This is a genomic window from Enterobacter sp. 6722112 (assembly GCF_058661685.1).
This window is the reverse complement of record NZ_JBZWGR010000007.1, coordinates 503,472-523,009: the sequence shown is the minus strand read 5'-3', so window position 1 is coordinate 523,009 and position 19,538 is coordinate 503,472. Positions and strand designations below refer to the sequence as shown.

The 19,538-nt window shown below is 54.3% G+C and carries 14 protein-coding genes and 2 pseudogenes; 7 read left to right on the top strand and 9 right to left on the bottom strand.

What is annotated here, in order from left to right; translation table 11 throughout:
• Positions 1 to 30: 30 nt before the first annotated feature.
• From surA to apaH, 5 genes are read left to right on the top strand one after another with little or no spacing between them, the layout of a single operon-like run.
• Complete coding sequence (gene surA, locus AC4OVU_RS04095; protein WP_017383803.1) at positions 31 to 1,317, top strand: peptidylprolyl isomerase SurA; 1,287 nt, start codon at positions 31 to 33, stop codon at positions 1,315 to 1,317.
• Positions 1,317 to 2,303 (top strand): 4-hydroxythreonine-4-phosphate dehydrogenase PdxA, encoded by a 987-nt coding sequence (gene pdxA / locus AC4OVU_RS04090; protein ID WP_015572650.1) that lies wholly within the window; start codon positions 1,317 to 1,319, stop codon positions 2,301 to 2,303. The genes surA and pdxA overlap by 1 nt, the downstream gene beginning before the upstream one ends.
• Entirely contained in the window at positions 2,300 to 3,121 is an 822-nt protein-coding gene (gene rsmA, locus AC4OVU_RS04085) for a 16S rRNA (adenine(1518)-N(6)/adenine(1519)-N(6))-dimethyltransferase RsmA (protein WP_003856423.1), read from the top strand. The genes pdxA and rsmA overlap by 4 nt, the downstream gene beginning before the upstream one ends.
• Before the next feature lie 3 nt (positions 3,122 to 3,124).
• Positions 3,125 to 3,502, top strand: a complete 378-nt coding sequence (gene apaG / locus AC4OVU_RS04080; RefSeq protein WP_003856425.1) for a Co2+/Mg2+ efflux protein ApaG — start codon at positions 3,125 to 3,127, stop codon at positions 3,500 to 3,502.
• Between the two features lie 4 nt (positions 3,503 to 3,506).
• On the top strand, positions 3,507 to 4,355 hold the full coding sequence (gene apaH / locus AC4OVU_RS04075) for a bis(5'-nucleosyl)-tetraphosphatase (symmetrical) ApaH (RefSeq protein ID WP_015572649.1): 849 nt from the start codon (positions 3,507 to 3,509) through the stop codon (positions 4,353 to 4,355).
• Between the two features lie 39 nt (positions 4,356 to 4,394).
• On the opposite strand, the gene folA is transcribed toward apaH, so the two are convergent.
• From folA to kefF, 3 genes are all read right to left on the bottom strand, one after another.
• The gene (gene folA / locus AC4OVU_RS04070; protein WP_003856431.1) at positions 4,395 to 4,874 is read right to left on the bottom strand and encodes a type 3 dihydrofolate reductase; all 480 of its coding nucleotides are present in this window, start codon (positions 4,872 to 4,874) and stop codon (positions 4,395 to 4,397) included.
• Between the two features lie 114 nt (positions 4,875 to 4,988).
• Complete coding sequence (kefC, locus tag AC4OVU_RS04065; RefSeq protein ID WP_023295908.1) at positions 4,989 to 6,854, bottom strand: glutathione-regulated potassium-efflux system protein KefC; 1,866 nt, start codon at positions 6,852 to 6,854, stop codon at positions 4,989 to 4,991.
• Complete coding sequence (gene kefF, locus AC4OVU_RS04060) at positions 6,847 to 7,377, bottom strand: glutathione-regulated potassium-efflux system oxidoreductase KefF (RefSeq protein WP_017383806.1); 531 nt, start codon at positions 7,375 to 7,377, stop codon at positions 6,847 to 6,849. The genes kefC and kefF overlap by 8 nt, the downstream gene beginning before the upstream one ends.
• A 371-nt stretch (positions 7,378 to 7,748) precedes the next feature.
• On the opposite strand from kefF, the pseudogene AC4OVU_RS04055 reads away from it, so the two are divergent.
• Positions 7,749 to 9,968 (top strand): annotated as a pseudogene (locus AC4OVU_RS04055) (autotransporter outer membrane beta-barrel domain-containing protein); the annotation flags it as partial.
• Between the two features lie 252 nt (positions 9,969 to 10,220).
• On the opposite strand, the gene AC4OVU_RS04050 reads toward AC4OVU_RS04055, so the two are convergent.
• Complete coding sequence (locus tag AC4OVU_RS04050; protein WP_001567660.1) at positions 10,221 to 11,243, bottom strand: IS110 family RNA-guided transposase; 1,023 nt, start codon at positions 11,241 to 11,243, stop codon at positions 10,221 to 10,223.
• Positions 11,244 to 11,323: 80 nt separating this feature from the next.
• Between AC4OVU_RS04050 and AC4OVU_RS04045 the strand changes: the two are divergent.
• Positions 11,324 to 12,127, top strand: a pseudogene (locus tag AC4OVU_RS04045) (autotransporter family protein); the annotation flags it as partial.
• 48 nt (positions 12,128 to 12,175) lie between these two features.
• Here AC4OVU_RS04045 and AC4OVU_RS04040 read toward each other — a convergent pair.
• The 5 genes from AC4OVU_RS04040 to AC4OVU_RS04020 form a co-directional block, all read right to left on the bottom strand.
• Positions 12,176 to 12,409 (bottom strand): YgdI/YgdR family lipoprotein, encoded by a 234-nt coding sequence (locus AC4OVU_RS04040; RefSeq protein ID WP_003856439.1) that lies wholly within the window; start codon positions 12,407 to 12,409, stop codon positions 12,176 to 12,178.
• Between the two features lie 140 nt (positions 12,410 to 12,549).
• Positions 12,550 to 15,774 (bottom strand): carbamoyl-phosphate synthase large subunit, encoded by a 3,225-nt coding sequence (gene carB / locus AC4OVU_RS04035; RefSeq protein ID WP_023295906.1) that lies wholly within the window; start codon positions 15,772 to 15,774, stop codon positions 12,550 to 12,552.
• An 18-nt stretch (positions 15,775 to 15,792) separates the two neighbouring features.
• The gene (carA, locus tag AC4OVU_RS04030) at positions 15,793 to 16,941 is read right to left on the bottom strand and encodes a glutamine-hydrolyzing carbamoyl-phosphate synthase small subunit (RefSeq protein WP_023295905.1); all 1,149 of its coding nucleotides are present in this window, start codon (positions 16,939 to 16,941) and stop codon (positions 15,793 to 15,795) included.
• Between the two features lie 454 nt (positions 16,942 to 17,395).
• Complete coding sequence (dapB, locus tag AC4OVU_RS04025; RefSeq protein ID WP_491928624.1) at positions 17,396 to 18,217, bottom strand: 4-hydroxy-tetrahydrodipicolinate reductase; 822 nt, start codon at positions 18,215 to 18,217, stop codon at positions 17,396 to 17,398.
• A 132-nt stretch (positions 18,218 to 18,349) separates the two neighbouring features.
• Positions 18,350 to 19,357 (bottom strand): LacI family DNA-binding transcriptional regulator, encoded by a 1,008-nt coding sequence (locus AC4OVU_RS04020; RefSeq protein ID WP_015572642.1) that lies wholly within the window; start codon positions 19,355 to 19,357, stop codon positions 18,350 to 18,352.
• Positions 19,358 to 19,538 lie beyond the last annotated feature (181 nt).

The following is a 19,538-nucleotide window of genomic DNA, read 5'->3' as shown; positions in this document are numbered from 1 at the left end:
CGCTTTGCGGTTAATTGAAATGGAAAAAGTATGAAGAACTGGAAAACGCTGCTACTCGGTGTCGCTATGGTTGCGAATACCAGCTTCGCGGCCCCACAGGTTGTCGATAAAGTCGCGGCTGTGGTTAACAACGGCGTCGTGCTTGAAAGTGACGTTGACGGTTTGATGAAATCTGTAAAGCTCAACTCGGGCGAAGCAGGTCAACAGCTTCCGGATGACGCTACGCTGCGCCACCAGATCCTGGAGCGTCTGATCATGGATCAGATTGTTCTTCAGATGGGCCAGAAAATGGGCGTGACGATCTCTGACGAGCAGCTCGATCAGGCGATCGCCAACATTGCAAAGCAGAACAACATTACCCCGGATCAGATGCGTAGCCGCCTGGCCTATGACGGCATCAGCTATGCCACCTACCGTAATCAGATCCGTAAAGAGATGCTGATTTCAGAAGTGCGTAACAATGAAGTCCGTCGCCGCGTCACCATCCTGCCTCAGGAAGTGGATGCCCTGGCAAAACAAGTGGGGAATCAGAATGATGCCAGCACTGAGCTTAACCTGAGCCACATCCTGATCCCACTGCCGGAAAACCCAACTTCCGATCAGGCGGCTGAGGCGGAAAGCCAGGCGCGCGCTATCGTTGAGCAGGCGCGTAATGGCGATGACTTCGGCAAGCTGGCGATCACCTATTCCGCTGACCAGCAGGCGCTGAAAGGCGGCCAGATGGGCTGGGGCCGTATTCAGGAGCTGCCATCCCTGTTTGCCCAGGCGCTGAGCACGGCGAAGAAAGGCGACATCGTCGGTCCAATCCGTTCCGGTGTGGGCTTCCACATTCTGAAAGTGAACGACCTGCGCGGCCAGAGCCAGAACATTTCGGTTACCGAAGTGCATGCGCGTCATATCCTGCTTAAGCCGTCTCCGATCATGACTGACGATCAGGCTCGTGCGAAGCTGGAACAGATCGCGGCAGACATCAAGAGCGGTAAAACCACCTTCGATAAAGCGGCAAAAGAGTTCTCTCAGGATCCTGGCTCTGCAAACCAGGGCGGTGACCTGGGTTGGGCGGCAGCGGATATTTACGATCCGGCTTTCCGCGATGCGTTAATGAAGCTGAATAAAGGCCAGATGAGCGCGCCGGTGCACTCCTCCTTCGGCTGGCATCTGATCCAGCTGATGGACACGCGCAACGTGGATAAAACCGACGCGGCGCAGAAAGACCGTGCGTATCGCATGCTGTTTAACCGTAAGTTCTCTGAAGAAGCCGCAACCTGGATGCAGGAACAACGCGCCAGCGCTTACGTGAAAGTGTTGAGCAACTGATGAAACCGCATCGTGTTGTGATCACCCCCGGCGAACCCGCCGGGATTGGGCCTGACCTTGTGGTTCAGCTCGCCCAGCGCAGCTGGCCGGTAGAGTTGGTTGTCTGCGCAGATGCAACACTGTTACAAGACCGGGCAGCCTTGCTCGGTCTGCCTTTAACGCTCCTCCCTTACGTTGAAGGCCAACAGCCCGCACCGCAGCAGGCGGGTACTCTCACCCTGCTTTCTGTTCCGCTCCGTGCGCCTGTTGTCCCCGGTGAGTTACACACTGAAAACGGCCACTACGTCGTCGAGACGCTGGCGCGCGCCTGTGACGGTTGCCTTCAGGGCGAATTTGCCGCCCTGATCACCGGTCCGGTGCATAAAGGCGTGATCAATGACGCGGGCATTCCGTTTACCGGGCATACCGAATTTTTCGAAGAGCGTTCGCACAGCCCGAAAGTGGTGATGATGCTGGCAACCGAAGCAATGCGCGTTGCGCTGGTAACAACGCACCTGCCGATCAAAGCCATTCCGGATGCCATTACGCCTGAACTCCTGCGTGAGATCATTGGCATTTTGCATCACGATCTGCAAACCAAATTCGGCATTCCGCAGCCGCATGTGCTGGTTTGCGGCCTGAATCCGCACGCGGGTGAGGGCGGACATATGGGCACCGAAGAGATCGACACCATCATTCCGGTGCTTGAGGAGATGCGGGCGAAGGGGATGAACCTCAGCGGGCCTCTGCCTGCCGACACCCTTTTCCAGCCCAAATACCTGGATAATGCCGACGCCGTACTCGCGATGTACCACGATCAGGGTCTGCCCGTGCTAAAATACCAGGGCTTTGGCCGCGGGGTGAATATCACCCTCGGTTTACCCTTTATTCGAACGTCCGTTGACCACGGTACTGCGCTGGATCTGGCAGGCCAGGGAAAAGCGGATGTCGGCAGTTTTATTACGGCGCTTAATCTCGCCATCAAAATGATTGTTAATACTCAATGACTAATCGAGTCCATCAGGGCCACTTAGCCCGTAAACGCTTCGGGCAAAACTTCCTCAACGATCAGTTTGTGATCGACAGTATCGTTTCTGCCATTAATCCGCAGAAAGGTCAGGCCATGGTCGAAATCGGCCCGGGTCTTGCCGCGCTGACCGAGCCGGTAGGCGAACGCCTCGACGAACTGACCGTTATCGAACTCGACCGCGATCTGGCCGCGCGTCTGCAAACGCACCCGTTCCTCGGGCCGAAGCTGACGATTTATCAGCAGGATGCGATGACCATGAACTTTGGCGAACTGTCAGAAAAAATGGGACAGCCGCTGCGCGTGTTCGGTAACCTGCCGTACAACATCTCCACCCCGCTGATGTTCCATCTGTTTAGCTATACTGATGCCATTGCCGACATGCACTTCATGTTGCAAAAAGAGGTCGTTAACCGTCTGGTTGCAGGGCCGAACAGTAAAGCGTATGGTCGTTTAAGCGTGATGGCGCAATATTACTGCAACGTGATCCCGGTATTAGAAGTACCGCCTTCCGCATTCACGCCACCGCCAAAGGTAGATTCTGCGGTTGTGCGCCTGGTGCCACATAAAACGATGCCGTACCCGGTCAAAGACCTGCGCGTGCTGAGCCGTATCACGACAGAAGCCTTTAACCAGCGCCGTAAAACGATTCGTAACAGCCTTGGCAATCTGTTTACCGTTGACGTATTAGCTGAGTTGGGCATCGACCCGGCAATGCGTGCGGAAAATATTTCCGTAGAGCAGTACTGCAAGCTGGCTAATTACATCAGCGACAATGCGCCGCCGAAGGAGAGCTAAGCCATGATTGATTCGCCCCGCGTCTGTGTTCAGGTTCAAAGCGTCTACATTGAGTCCCAATCCACACCGGATGAAGAACGTTTTGTCTTTGCTTATACCGTAACCATTCGCAATCTGGGGCGGATGCCTGTGCAACTGCTCGGGCGCTACTGGCTTATCACCAACGGCAATGGCCGTGAAATTGAAGTCCAGGGCGAAGGTGTGGTCGGTGAACAACCCCATATCGCCCCTGGCGAAGAGTATCAGTACACCAGCGGCGCGGTAATTGAAACGCCGCTGGGTACCATGCAAGGCCATTATGAAATGGTCGATGCCGACGGCAATGCTTTCCGCATTGCTATTCCCGTATTCCGTCTCGCCGTACCTACACTTATTCATTAATCTAATGTCTACATATCTGATTGGCGACGTTCACGGTTGCTACGATGAACTGATCGCATTATTAAAACAGGTCGACTTCACCCCCGGGCAGGACACGCTCTGGCTGACGGGCGACTTAGTGGCGCGCGGTCCCGGTTCCCTGGACGTCCTCCGCTATGTCAAATCGCTGGGTGACAGCGTGCGCATGGTGCTGGGCAACCACGATCTGCATCTGCTGGCCGTATACGCCGGGATCAGCCGTAATAAGCCGAAAGATCGCATTACCCCCCTGCTGGAAGCACCGGATGCCGATGAGTTGCTCAACTGGCTGCGTCGCCAGCCGCTGCTACAGATTGACGAAGAGAAAAAGCTGGTGATGGCGCATGCCGGCATCACGCCTCAGTGGGATCTTGAGACGGCAAAAACCTGCGCGCGCGACGCCGAAGCGGTGCTGGCGAGCGACTCCTATCCGTTCTTCCTGGATGCGATGTATGGCGACATGCCGAATAACTGGAGTGATGACCTCAGCGGCCTGGCGCGACTGCGTTTTATCACCAATGCTTTTACGCGGATGCGCTACTGCTTCCCGAACGGGCAACTGGATATGTATTGCAAAGATACGCCTGAAAATGCCCCTGCGCCGCTTAAGCCATGGTTTGCGATTCCGGGCCCCGTGACAAACGAATACAGTGTGGTATTTGGACACTGGGCATCGCTGGAAGGAAAAGGCACCCCGGAAAATATCTATGCGCTGGATACCGGATGCTGCTGGGGCGGGGATTTAACCTGCTTACGCTGGGAAGATAAAACTTACTTTGTGCAGCCATCCAACCGACAGCTGGACTTAGGCGAGGGTGAGGCAGTCGCCTCCTGAAGATATTTATCCTCTCCCTTCGGGGAGAGGATAAAACCGTTAACGACGTTCCAGAATTTCGAAGCAGTAGCTGTGTGAGTTCTGCGCATCCGCATCGTGAAACTCACTGAATACGGACTCCCACTCGTCCGGATCGTAATCCGGGAAATGGGTATCCCCTTCCACTTCCGCATCAATGTGCGTCAGATACAGTTTCTGCGCTTTTGGCAGGAACTGCTCATACACACGCCCCCCGCCGATCACCATGATCTCTTCGGCATCGCCGCAGGCGGCAATGGCTTCATCTACGGACTTAACCCACTGAACGCGATCGTCAGTGCCCGGCTGGCTACTGATCACAATATTCTTACGACCCGGCAGCGGACGACCAATCGACTCCCAGGTCAGGCGGCCCATCACTACCGGCTTGTTTAACGTAGTACGTTTAAACCATGCGAGATCGGCAGGCAGGTTCCACGGCATGGCGTTTTCCATGCCGATAACGCGGTCTACCGCCAGCGCTGCAATCAGACTGATCATTGAAAATTTCCCGGATGCAAAAAATTGCCGCCACTATACGGAAAGCTTAATCTTTCGTCGACTGGCGGCAGGGTAAAGAATTAGAAATTTTTTAATATTGCTGGCAACTCCACTTCACGCAGAGGGTTTACTCTCCGGTTCATCCGCAGGATCACCAGTATGCTTGCCCTCTTCCGTTCCTTGCCAGCCGTGGCGCTGAACCAGCGACAGATGATTACGATCCTCGTTGATGATCTCCGTCAGCATGGTGCTGGTGCGTTTAAACACCGCAGCGCGTTCGGTTGCCGTACTGCTCGCCATCGCCACCATCTCTTCCACCATCTCATGATTAAAACGGCGGAACAGATCGGCACGCTCACGTGCCTCATACGCGCCAAGCCCCAGGCTTTCCAGCGCCATGCGGCCAGATTTGAGCGCCCCTTCGAAGGTTTCACGTTCAGGGGCTGCCACACCCGCCTGACGCAGCTGGATGTAGTGATCCACATCGCGCGCACGGGAGATAATGGTCAGATGCGGAAAATGCTCTTTGACCAGCTCAACCATCTGCATACTGGTCTCTGGATCGTCAATGGCATTAATCAACACCTCGGCTTTCGCCGCCCCGGCGGATTCCAGCAGATCGACGCGGGTCGCATCACCGTAAAACACTTTCATATCGAATTTACGCAGCGTATCGACATGGTCAGGATCGTGATCGAGAATGACCATTTTGACACCGCTGGAGAGCAGTAAACGGCCAGTAATCTGCCCGAAGCGGCCAAATCCGGCGATGATCACCCGCGGCTGCTCCTCGTCGATCTCATCGGCTTCTCGCTCCTGTTCGCTTCCCGTTTTCTCCAGACGCGTCAGCAGCACCAGCAGGATCGGCGTTGCGGCCATCGACAGCGCAACCGCCAGCGTCAGCGCTTTTGCCCATTCCGGATCAAGTACATTTGCCATCTGCGCTGCGCCAAAGACCACGAAAGCAAACTCACTCCCCTGCCCCAGCAGCACGGCAAACCAGCGGCGTTGCGGTTTTGGCACATTTAACGGGCGGGCAATCAGCCACAGCATCGCCATTTTAATGACCAGGAAACCCACCAGCAGAATGATGATGCGCAGCGGATGGGTTACCAGCGTCCCGAAGTCGATAGACATCCCGACGCCGATGAAAAACAGCCCCAGCAGCAATCCTTTAAACGGCTCGATATCGCTTTCCAGCGCGTGACGGTATTCGGAGCTTGCCAGTAAGACCCCCGCGAGGAAGGCGCCCATTGCCATCGACAGCCCGGCCTCTTCCAGCAGCAATCCAAAACCAAACACCAGGAATAACGCAACGGCGCTGAATACTTCGCGCAGGCCAGAGCGAGCAACAAAGCGCAGCAGCGGACGCGTTACGTAGCGACCAAGCAGAACAACCAGCGCCAGCGCACCGGCAACCTTCAGCGCTGATAAGGCAAATGCTCCCAGCGTCGTTGATGCGCCGCTGGCTGCCAGCAGCGGGATCATCGCCACCAGCGGGATGGCGGCAATATCCTGGAACAACAGTACGGAGAAGGTGCTGCGCCCCATTTGCGACACCGTCAGATTACGCTCGTTCATTGCCTGCATGGCAATCGCCGTCGAGGAGAGCGCCAGCGTCATGCCGATCAGCTCTGCGACTTTCCACTCCATCCCCAGCAGAATGCAGAACCCGCCCAACAGCAGACCGCAGGCCAGCATTTGCAGGGCGCCTCCGCCAAACACCGAGGCGCGCAGTTTCCACAGCCGCTGCGGATCCAGCTCCAGACCAATCACAAACAGCATCAGCACCACGCCGATCTCCGCAAAATGCAGGATCGACTCGGCATCCGTCACCAGCCGAAAGCCCCAGGGGCCAATCACACACCCGGCAATCAGATAGCCGAGCACCGAGCCCAGCCCCAGACGAACCGCCACGGGCACAATTAATGCCGCCGCGCCGAGGTAAATCAGCGCCTGTATCAGCGTATGGCTATCCATTGTGCGTCTCCTGCCACTCAAGTAAACGTTGTTTGTAGTGACGAGCCTGCGCCTGCAAGGTTTCATCGTCGCAGACAAAGGTACAGTGCATCGCAAAAGGCGGAAGCCAGTTCAGACCGCAGTAAAGGGCAGTAGCCTGGAGCGGCTGCGCCAGCACGTCAAATCCGGGGAAGGCGCCAATCTCAAAGTGGCTTTCCCCCCCGCCGGTGGTAACAGCCCACATCAGGCTTTTGCCCTGAAGCGCGTTGCCGTTGTGTCCATATGCCCAACCGTGGGAGAAAACTTTGTCGATCCACAATTTCAGCAGCGGAGGCGTGCTGTACCACTGCATCGGATGCTGCCAGACGATCAGATCGGCACGGGAGAGCGCCTCCTGTTCGGCGGCGACATCGATATTGAAATCAGGATAGAGTTGATAGAGGGAACGTATCTCTACGTTTTCAAGCGTCCTTGCCTGCTCAAGCATCCGCTTATTCGCATGCGAGTGCTGCGGATAGGGGTGCGCATAAATTATCAGAATCATGTATATGCCCGTCTTTTACTTTTCTTGTAGCAATGAGTGTAGACAGTTACCACCCCGACTTAAAGGGGTCATCTTACGCTTCAAAGTAAATCGCAAGTATTGGCAATCATCACCACCTTAACAGCGATTACGGCGCTAAAGAAAGAAAACGACGCGTACGACAAATTCATGCCGCAAAATAATAGTAACAACTCATATTGCCAACAGATATTTTTAGAGGACCTTAAGTCATTCTTTAATAAAACAGTCTGTACATAACCCATTGAAAAAATAATAATTTTACGCTCTTTGTTTTGAGCTCATTATTTAGGCGATCGATATACGTTTCACACACGTGTCGAATATTCCTTCTCACTCAAATGGATGTGTACATGAGCAACAAACCCTCCCAATTAAATAATACAACCAAAACTCTGGGAAAGATATTTCCTGCCTTGTTGATATGCACCCCTGCGGTTGCGTTTTCTGCAACGATTGACCAATCAACTTCTGTTCCTCAAGATTTCTCAGCCGATGCTGAATATGTTATTAATAAAGACGTGACGATATCTTCCGCAGATAGTGAAGCGGCGGTATCTGTCACTGGGTTTACTATCAATAATATCACTAACGAAGGGAATATTTCCGGTAGGGAAACTGGCCTGGATATAAATACTGCCGCGCAACGTGTTGTGGTGAATAACGAGGAAGGTGCCGCCATCACATCGAAATCGGCTACAGCTATTAGTATTGAATCAATGCAAGGTGAAATTAGCAACCGTGGGAATATAACCGCTTTTGAGGATGGTATATTCGTTAGTGAAAACTCATCGGCTGTAAGTATTTCAAATAGCACAACCGGAGTTATTAAAGGTAAAACTGGCCTGAACGCACTTGCAGGCGTTGCCATTAATAATGCGGGTACGATCACTGGCACAGCGAATGATGGAATCGCTCTGAGCGAGGGTAACACTAAGGTCATAAATACTGGTAACGTGCAGGGTGCGCAATACGGTTTTAATGTAACGAATAATGCAAAAGTAGATATCACGAATAGCGGAACGATTAGTGGTGATACAGCCGCTGTTATGTTTGCCAGCAATAAAAATAACACCCTGGTGCTTGATACGGGTTCCACTCTTATCGGTGACGTTATTTCCACCAATTCCACGGGAAACACTCTCACCCTGATCGGCACCGGTACGGAAGACAGTAACTTTGTGGGTCTGAACGAAGGCGACGGTTTTGCCAGTATAAAAATGATGGGCGAAAATTGGGCGCTGTCGGGCGATCTCGATATTATTGGCTCTGGCGATTCCTTGCTGATAGACACGGGCGCGTTAACCCTGTCAGGCGCGGTATCGAATACCGGTAATACACGGGTGGCCAAAGATGCTTCGTTGCAACTGGGCGATGGCGAAAAAACCGCGACCCTCAGCGGTGGGCTCACCAACAACGGTACCGTCATTTTTAACCAGGGAAGCGATTTCACTTTCGCCACCGACATGACCGGTAGCGGTAACGTCGAAAAAGTTGATTCCAACACCCTGACCCTGACGGGCAAAAATAGCTATACAGGGGATACGGTTCTGCACGGCGGCACCACGCTGGTCTCCACCGGCGCAACGCTCGGCGTCAAGGGCAGTAACGCCACCGTTACCGTTGAAAATGGCGCGACCTTTGCCACCGCAGGCGAAGTGAACAACAACATCGCGGTTCTTAGCGGCGGTACGCTGGCGGCATGGAATGCAGTCCAGGGTAACTCCACGCTCAGCGCTTCCGGCGTCGATACCATCAACGGCAACGTGACTAATGGCGGCACGCTGTTACTCAGTGCGGCTAATAAGAGCGTTGGCAATAATTTTACGATTAATGGCGACTACACCGGCTCTGACGGTAGCCAGATCGTGATGAACAGCACCCTGGGTGAAGATAATTCACCAACTGATCACCTCACTATTACGGGTAGCAGCTTCGGTCAGTCTGGCATCAGCATCACCAACATTGGCGGCGCAGGCGCGCAAACCATTAACGGTATGGAAATTGTCAGCATCGGCGGCAGTTCCGAAGCCCAACTGACGCTGGCAAAACCGGTCGTTGCAGGCGCCTGGGAATATAGCCTCTACCAGCACAGTGACGGCAACTGGTATCTGGAATCAAAGGCGACGCCTTCTGATGAGCCTTCCGACGACACCGATGACGGTGGCAATACTGATGATGGCGATAACACCGACAACGGCGGCAACACCGATGATGGTGGCAACACCGACAATGGCGGTAACACCGATAACGGTGGCAACACCGATGATGGTGGCAACACCGACAACGGCGGCAACACCGATAACGGCGGCAGCACCGATAACGGCGGCAGCACCGATAACGGCGGCAACACCGATAACGGCGGCAGCACCGATAACGGCGGCAGCACCGATAACGGCGGCAACACTGACAACGGCGGTAACAATGCTCCGGAAGTCATGGCACCTGAAGTGGGTGCTTACTTAGGTAACTACCTTGCCGCACAGGGCATGTTCCTGCATAAGCGTGACGATCGCGACCAGATCACCTTCCGCAATGAAGACGACCTGAACACCTGGATGTACTATAAGGGCTTCCCCGGCATGTCAACGCCGGTGTTTACGGTTTCTGTCTGCACTATAGTAAAAAAATAAAGGGGAGAGACTGCGGTACTATAAACGGTCATGATGAATCGTCATCGATTCGGACCCTGATGAAAGACGCTCGTGAGGCTCTAGTTCGTTAGTCGGGTACACTTGCCCTGTACAATAAGCAGATATACCTCACGGGGTCTAACCCTTTATCATCAACGAGTTGCAGAACAGATGGTCATACAGCTTTGTACTTTAGCTGGCTGAGTACAACCTGAAATCATCACCGTAATGCAATGATGCCCAGCACAGTCTTGCATTTTTGGCAGCGATGGCAACAACAGCGCGCCAGTATCCTCTGCGTTCGACCAGTGAGCAGACCCAACGACTGAATAAATCAGTCCTTTTCTCCGCCCCGATCAGTACCGAGCGGGCACCCTGAACCAGAAGTGTTCTCAGATACGAATCGCCAGCTTTCGTTATCCTGCCAAGCTTCGACTTTCCGCCGCTGCTGTACTGCGATGGTGTCAGTCCCAGCCAGGCTGCCAGCTGGCGCCCATTCTTAAAATCATGTGCATTACCGATACTGGCGACCAGCGCACAGGCCGTTGTGGGGCCAACGCCCTTCAATTCCATCAGCCGCTGACTGCGATGATCTGTTTTGGCCATGCGGGACAAAATTCGGTCATATTCAGCGATGTTATCTTCAATGCGAGCAACGTGCTCCAGCAAATCATCAACACATTGCTGAACCTGAAGTGGTAAAGAATTCTTCTGCTCAAAAACTATGTGGCGCAGGGCATCTGTACTTTGTGGGGCGATAACGCCGAATTCAGATATCAACCCCCGGAGACGATTATATGTTGCTGTTTTCTCTTCGATAAAACCCTGTCGGGTACGATGCAGACACTGCATTGCCTGCTGGCTCTCATCCTTAACCGGCACAAACCGCATATGTGGGCGACGAACCGCCTCGCAGATAGCCTGAGCATCAGCTGCATCATTTTTCCCTGATTTACCAGCCATGCGGTAAGGCGATACAAATTTAGCGGCCATCAGACGCGGCTCATGACCATACTGCCGAAACAGTCTTGCCCAGTAATGAGCCCCGGAGCACGCCTCCATCCCGATAACACAGGGCGGCAAACCAGCAATCAGCCCGGGAAGAGCTGCGCGGGTTACTCTGGATTTAACCAGAACGGTTTTGCCATTCTGGTCAACGCAATGAACAGCGAACACATTTTTAGCAAGATCGATACCGACAGTAGTAATGGTCATAACGAATCCCTCCGGGGTTGTGTTTACCCCATGATTGCACAAGAGTTAATCAGGCGCATAATCAGGGGAAGTCCCTTCCATTCGTTAAGGGTCGCTATCACGAGAACGATGCGGGTGGCGATAAAGTCAGCTACGACACCACCACCACCGTACTGCAAGTCGGCAGCGATTTCATGAGCAAGCCAATGGATAACGGTATCCTGCGTGCTGGCGGGATGTTCGGTGCAGGCCAGGCGAAGACCCACTCTGATGCGAAGCACAACGTACGTGACGCACAGGGTAAGGTTGATGGCTTCAATGTTGGGCTGTACGCCACCTGGCAGGAAGATCAGAAATTACGTCTGGGCAGCTACGTTGATACCTGGGCCGCTTACAGCTGGTACAACAACAACGTCACCAGCAATCGCAACGATGAAGACTACGATAGTGAAGGTTTCGCCGCGTCTGTTGAAGTCGGCCACGCGTGGATAATCCAGTCTGAAAATGAACGCACCTGGAAGATCGAGCCGCAGGCGCAGGTGATTTACAGCTATCTCGATCAGGAAAATCATACCGATCGCGACGGCGTACGCGTCACTACCCTGGACAATGACAGCGTCTTTGGTCGTCTCGGCGTTAAAGCAAGCTACTTCCAGCAGAAGGACGTCAAGGCCTGGCAGCCGTACGTTGCGGTTAACTGGTTGAAAGGTGCTGGTCAAAACGATCTGGCATTCAACGACGAGACCGTCAGCAACGATACGCCGGAAGATCGTGGTCAGTTAGAGTTGGGCTTAACCGGCAACCTGAACGAAACCACGACGATCTCCCTTCGTGCCAGCGGCGAGTGGGGTGAAAACAGCTATGCCGCCTACGGCGGTCATATTTTGTTAAACCATCGCTGGTAATCGATCATCCTGAAGCAAAAAAGCAGTGGCATGTGCCACTGCTTTTTTTTAGTTATCCAGCTCGCCCATTGATTTAACCTGGTCACGGTTAATCTGTTCAGTTTGACCGGTTTCGGCGTTTTTGTACGATACCAGACCGGTATCGTCATCCACCTGCGGTTTCCCGTCAGTAACAATCGTTTTGCCATCGGTGGTTTTTACGGCCTGATTGGACGAACAGCCCGCCACGGTGAACATTGCGGTGGCAGCCAGAACGGAAGCGATCAGTAGTTTATTTTGCATGGTGTATTCCCCTGCTCTCAGTTGAATTTTCGTTATCGACCTAACTATTTTAGGCTAACTGACTGAAAGCGGATGAAAAACCAGAAGGTTCTTAAGATGGGAAAATTGCCCGGTAACCGGATGGCACCGGGCAATGTGTGTTACTTGCTAATCTGAGCGTGCATTTCCTGCACCGAAATCACCTTCTCGGTGGCATCCGCATTCAGCGCCATGGCCGTCGCGAAACCGCCGTTCAGGGTGGTGTCGTAATGCACTTTGTACTGGAGCGCGCTGCGGCGAATCAGTTTGGAGTCTTCAATCGCCTGGCGACCTGCGGTGGTGTTAATGATGTAGGTGTACTCGCCATTCTTAATGCGGTCCTGAATGTGCGGACGACCTTCATGCACTTTGTTCACCAGACGCGGGTTGATACCCGCTTCACCCAACACAATCGCCGTACCGTGAGTGGCGTCCAGCTCGAAGCCCTGTTTCAGCAGCTTGGCAGCCAGGTCAACCACGCGCTCTTTATCGCCTTCGCGAACGGAGAGCAGCGCACGGCCAGATTTTCTCATGGTGGAGCTACTGCCCAGCTGCGCTTTCGCAAACGCTTCTGCGAAGGTACGGCCAACGCCCATCACTTCCCCGGTAGAGCGCATCTCTGGCCCTAACAGCGGGTCAACGCCCGGGAATTTGTTGAACGGCAGTACCACCTCTTTCACCGAGTAGTAAGGCGGGATAATTTCTTTCGTGACGCCCTGCTGAGCCAGCGTCTGGCCAGCCATCACGCGCGCCGCCACTTTCGCCAGCGGAATACCGGTCGCTTTGGAGACGAACGGTACGGTACGCGCCGCACGCGGGTTGACTTCAATCAGATAGACTTCGTTGTCTTTTACCGCGAACTGAACGTTCATCAGGCCGCGAACCTGAAGCTCGAAGGCCAGCTTCTGCACCTGCTGGCGCATTACGTCCTGAATCTCCTGGCTCAGGGTGTACGCTGGCAGAGAACAGGCGGAGTCACCGGAGTGCACGCCCGCCTGCTCGATGTGCTCCATGATGCCGCCAATCAGCACCCTTTCGCCGTCGCAGATGGCATCCACGTCGACTTCAACCGCGTCGTCGAGGAAGCGGTCGAGCAGCACAGGCGCATCGTTGGAAACGCTCACCGCCGTCTGGAAGTAGCGACGCAGGTCCGCTTCGTCGTAGACGATTTCCATCGCGCGGCCGCCCAGTACGTAGGATGGACGCACCACCAGCGGGTAGCCGATCTCTTTCGCTTTCTCAACGGCCATTTCAATTGCGGTCACGGTGGCGTTCGCCGGCTGTTTCAGTTTGAGACGGTCAACCGCCTGCTGGAAACGCTCGCGGTCTTCCGCACGGTCAATCGCATCCGGGCTGGTGCCGATAACCGGCACACCTGCTGCTTCCAGCGCGCGCGCCAGCTTCAGCGGAGTCTGGCCGCCGTACTGCACGATCACGCCTTTTGGCTTCTCGATGCGCACGATTTCCAGCACGTCTTCCAGGGTGACCGGCTCGAAGTAGAGGCGGTCGGAAGTGTCGTAGTCGGTCGAGACGGTTTCCGGGTTACAGTTGACCATAATGGTCTCGTAACCGTCTTCGCGCAGCGCCAGTGAGGCGTGTACGCAGCAGTAGTCAAACTCGATGCCCTGGCCGATACGGTTTGGACCGCCGCCCAGCACCATAATCTTGTCGCGGTCGACGGACGGGTTCGCTTCGCACTCCTCTTCATAGGTGGAGTACATGTATGCGGTATCGGTCGAGAATTCAGCCGCACAGGTGTCCACGCGCTTGTAGACCGGGTGCAGGTCGTACTGGTCGCGCAGCTTGCGGATTTCCGCTTCACGCACGCCCGCCAGCTTAGCCAGACGCGCATCGGCGAAGCCTTTACGCTTCAACATGCGCAGGAAGTCTGCGTCCAGGCCGTTGATGCCCAGCTCCGCCACTTTCTCTTCCAGACGCACCAGCTCTTCAATCTGCACCAGGAACCAGCGGTCAATGTTAGTCAGGTTAAATACGCCGTCGACGGACAGGCCCGCGCGGAAGGCATCGGCAATGTACCAGATACGCTCTGCGCCCGCGTCTTTCAGCTCGCGGCGGATTTTGGTCAGTGCTTCCGGGTCGTCCAGGCTGACTTTCGGGTCAAAGCCGGTCGCGCCCACTTCCAGGCCGCGCAGCGCTTTTTGCAGGGATTCCTGCTGCGTGCGGCCAATCGCCATGACTTCACCAACGGATTTCATCTGGGTAGTCAGACGGTCGTTGGCACCGACGAATTTCTCGAAGTTAAAGCGTGGAATTTTGGTCACAACGTAGTCGATGGACGGTTCGAAGGACGCTGGCGTGCGGCCACCGGTGATATCGTTCATCAGCTCGTCAAGGGTGTAACCCACCGCCAGTTTCGCCGCCACTTTCGCAATCGGGAAGCCGGTGGCTTTGGAGGCCAGCGCGGAGGAACGGGACACACGCGGGTTCATTTCGATAACAATCAGACGGCCGGTTTTCGGGTTCACCGAGAACTGCACGTTAGAGCCGCCGGTTTCCACGCCGATTTCACGCAGTACCGCCATCGAGGCGTTACGCATGATTTGGTACTCTTTGTCGGTCAGCGTCTGAGCTGGCGCAACGGTGATGGAGTCACCGGTGTGGATCCCCATCGCGTCGAAGTTTTCGATGGAGCAGACGATGATGCAGTTGTCATTTTTATCACGCACCACTTCCATCTCGTACTCTTTCCAGCCAATCAGCGATTCATCAATCAGCAACTCTTTGGTTGGGGAGAGATCCAGGCCGCGCTCGCAAATCTCTTCAAACTCTTCGCGGTTGTAGGCAATGCCGCCGCCGGTGCCGCCCATGGTGAAGGAAGGGCGGATAATGCACGGATAACCCACTTCAGCCGCAACGGCCAGCGCTTCTTCCATATTGTGCGCGATACCGGAACGTGCGGTATCAAGGCCAATTTTTTTCATTGCCACGTCGAAGCGGCGACGGTCTTCTGCTTTATCAATCGCGTCGGCGGTCGCACCGATCATGGTCACGCCGAACTCTTCCAGCACGCCCTGACGCTCCAGCTCCAGCGCACAGTTCAGCGCCGTCTGGCCGCCCATGGTCGGCAGCACCGCGTCCGGACGCTCTTTCTCGATAATTTTGCGTACCACTTCCCAGTGAATCGGCTCGATGTAGGTCGCATCCGCCATTTCCGGGTCGGTCATGATGGTGGCCGGGTTAGAGTTTACCAGGATGACACGGTAACCCTCTTCACGCAGGGCTTTACACGCCTGCGCGCCGGAGTAGTCGAATTCGCAGGCCTGGCCGATGACAATCGGGCCAGCGCCAAGGATCAGGATGCTTTTTATGTCTGTACGTTTTGGCATGGTCTTCTCAGCTCCTGATTATTTAGCGGTCTTACGGTATTGCTCGATAAGTTCGATGAAGTGATCGAACAGCGGCGCGGCATCGTGTGGGCCCGGGCTGGCTTCAGGGTGGCCCTGGAAGCTGAACGCAGGCTTATCGGTGCGATGGATACCCTGCAAGGTACCATCGAACAGTGACTTATGCGTCACGCGCAGGTTAGCTGGCATCGTCGCTTCATCCACAGCGAAGCCGTGGTTCTGCGCGGTGATCATCACCGTGTTGTTGTCGATATCTTTCACCGGGTGGTTACCACCGTGGTGGCCAAACTTCATCTTGACGGTGTTCGCTCCGCTCGCCAGCGCCAGCAGCTGATGGCCGAGACAGATGCCGAATACCGGGATGTCGGTTTCAAGGAAGGACTTGATGGCGTCGATAGCGTAGTCGCACGGCGCCGGGTCGCCAGGACCGTTAGAGAGGAAGATGCCGTCCGGGTTCATCTTCAGAACATCTTCAGCAGAGGTTTTCGCCGGAACCACCGTCAGGCGGCAGCCACGGTCAACCAGCATACGCAGGATGTTGCGCTTGGCGCCAAAATCGTAGGCCACCACGTGGAACGGCAGCTCGCTTTCCGGTTTCGCTTCCGGCAGGTCGCCTTCCAGCGTCCAGCTTCCCTGCGTCCAGCTGTAGGCTTCAGCGGTGGTCACTTCTTTCGCCAGGTCCATACCGTTCAGTCCCGGGAAGGCTTTCGCTTTTTCCAGCGCCAGCGTCGCATCGAGGTTATCCCCTGCGATGATACAACCGTTTTGTGCACCCTTCTCGCGCAGCAGACGCGTCAGCTTACGGGTATCGATATCGGCAATCGCCACAATGTTGTGGCGCTTCAGGTAAGAAGAGAGGTCTTCGGTGTTGCGGAAGTTGCTGGCAATCAGCGGCAGGTCGCGAATGACCAGGCCTTGCGCATGTACCTGAGAGGATTCTTCGTCAGCCGCATTGGTGCCGACATTGCCGATATGAGGATAAGTAAGAGTAACGATTTGGCGAGAATAGGAAGGATCAGTGAGGATTTCTTGATAACCGGTCATTGAAGTATTGAAAACGACTTCCCCAACCGCCGAACCCGTTGCCCCTATGGCTCGACCGATAAACTGGGTTCCGTCTTCCAGAACCAATAGCGCTGACTTAATCAAAACACCCTCCAGAGAATATTCACTCACTTTATTTGCATATTAATTCATAACCATGTCATGGATCAATGCAAATGTGTTGCCAGCGGATTTTTGGCAAACGGCGGCATTCTGGGGATTTGCCATGTAAAAGTCAACTTAAAACGGGAGTTTTGTATATTCTTTTGCAAGCCTGGCGGTCTGAACTCAGATTAAGCGGCAAAAAGATCAACTAAATCACTGTGGAAACCGCTTGCGTATGCAGTTTAATAGAAAGAAACGTCTTGCAGGAATAAAAAGTGGACCAAATGGTCAAAATTTACAGTTCAGCAACAGAAATTATCGAGAAAACACTTACTTTAAATCAGTTAGACACAATAAACACCACAAATAGACAAAATAAAAGGGCAATAAAATATTGCCCTATGCAATCAAGTAATTACGACTGCAATAACCACATCACGAAGGGTAATAATGCTTACAAATTGTTGAGTTCTAGGACATCTCGCATGTCAAAAAGACCATTACGCTTACCTTTCAGCCACAATGCCGAACGTACCGCCCCGTTTGCAAATGTCATGCGGCTGGATGCTTTATGAGTGATTTCGATCCTTTCGCCAATATCGGCGAACATAGCGGTATGTTCACCGACGATATCACCCGCGCGAACGGTGGCAAACCCAATGGTGCCAGGCACGCGCTCGCCAGTGTGGCCTTCGCGAGAATAGACCGCGATGTCTTTCAAATCTTTATCCATTGCACACGCAATCGCTTCGCCCATCGCCAGCGCCGTGCCTGACGGAGCATCGACTTTGTGGCGATGGTGCGCTTCGACGATTTCAATGTCGGTATAGTCGCCCATCACCTTCGCCGCCTTCTCCAGCAATTTCAGCATGACGTTTACCCCCACGCTAAAGTTTGCCGCAAAGACAATCGCAATCTCAGTGGACGCATCCTGAATGGCTTGCTTACCGGCCTCGTCAAAACCGGTGGTGCCAATCACCATCCCTTTACCGTGCTGACGGCAAAACGCCAGGTGAGCCAACGTGCCTTCAGGGCGGGTAAAATCGATAAACACGTCAAAGTCTTCTTTCACCGCCTCAAGGCTGCCCTGCACGGTAACGCCCGTCTGACCTGCGCCTGCCAGCTCGCCTGCATCGGCTCCCAAAAGCGATGAACCTTCACGCTCCAGCGCCGCGCCAAGCGCCACGCCATCCATCTGTAGTGCCGCCTGAATCAGCTGACGGCCCATACGTCCACCCGCGCCCGCAATGGCGACGCGGATCTGTGCATCATGCATAGTTATTCTCTTACGTTAAAATGATGTAAATCGTTTTCAGATTAACCAGCCTTTGCACAGGCTGCCACAGAAAACGCCGATAATTAGAATTTAATGATAAACAGGGTGAGATATCAGTGAAAGACATGATCGTCAGCGAAAACCGCATGATTCCCGCACCACCAGCGCAGGCGGCAGAATGATTCGTTTGGCGGGTTCGTCGTTGCCCTGTATGCGGCTGTAAAGTAACTCCCCTGCCTTACGACCAATCTCTTTCGCCGCCACCGATACGGTGGTCAATGCGGGCTGCACCAGAGCCGCTTCGGTAATATCATCGAAACCGACCAGCGCAAAATCACGTCCCGGCTCACGGCCCATCTTGCGTAAGCTTTGCATCACCCCCAGCGCCACAACATCCTGATAGCAAATTGCCGCACTGATGTGTGGATGCTCGAGAAGTAACGCCTCTGCCACGCGCGCGCCGTCGCTTTGGCTGGCGTGTGAGGTTCTGATCCAGGCAGGATTCGGCGTCACGCCGTATTCCAGCAGCTTGCTGGTAAAGCCCCCGATACGCTGCGCCCGAGAGCCCGAATTCTGACTCCCTCCAATGAACGCAATATGCCGATGGCCCATTCTGAGCAGATGCTCCGTCGCCATCTGCGTGCCTAAGAAGTTATCCGTTCCGACAAAATCAAAATCCGGATCGTTCAGCGGGCGCACAACCATGATAGCCGGAATATTGCGCCGCTTCAGACCCTCAAAAAAGGCCTGGGGCGTTTCCCGAGCCGCACACAGCACCATACCGCCGACGTTATTACGCATCAGTGAATCAACAAATTTTTGCTGTCGCTCTGCCGATTCCTCGCTATTCGCCAGAAAAAGCATCAGCTCGTGGCGCTCCATTTCATGACTTAGCCCTGCCGTCATCTCGCTATAAAAAGGGTTGGTGATATCGTGCAAGAGCAGCCCGACCTGGTTACTGCTGCGGTTACGTAAATTGGCTGCCGTCTGGTTATAGACATAGCCGGATTCATCCAGCGCCTTAAGCACACGTTCGCGCGTGCTTTGCGAAATGCGGCCTTTGTTGCAGAGCACCATTGAGACCGTCGCCGTTGACACGCCGGCGCGTTTCGCGACATCGGCCAGTGTAATTCCCGTCATGTTGTCTCCTTCATCATCACTACAGGTTAATCGAATAACCTGTTTTTTGCATTTTTCCCTGTGAGACTCTTCACATTACCGCTGTTGTTCTGGATTCGATTCGCATTTATGGCGGGTTAATCGCGTTAACCACTCTTCTCAAATACGGTTAATCGAATAACCTTAAATAACGATTACGGAG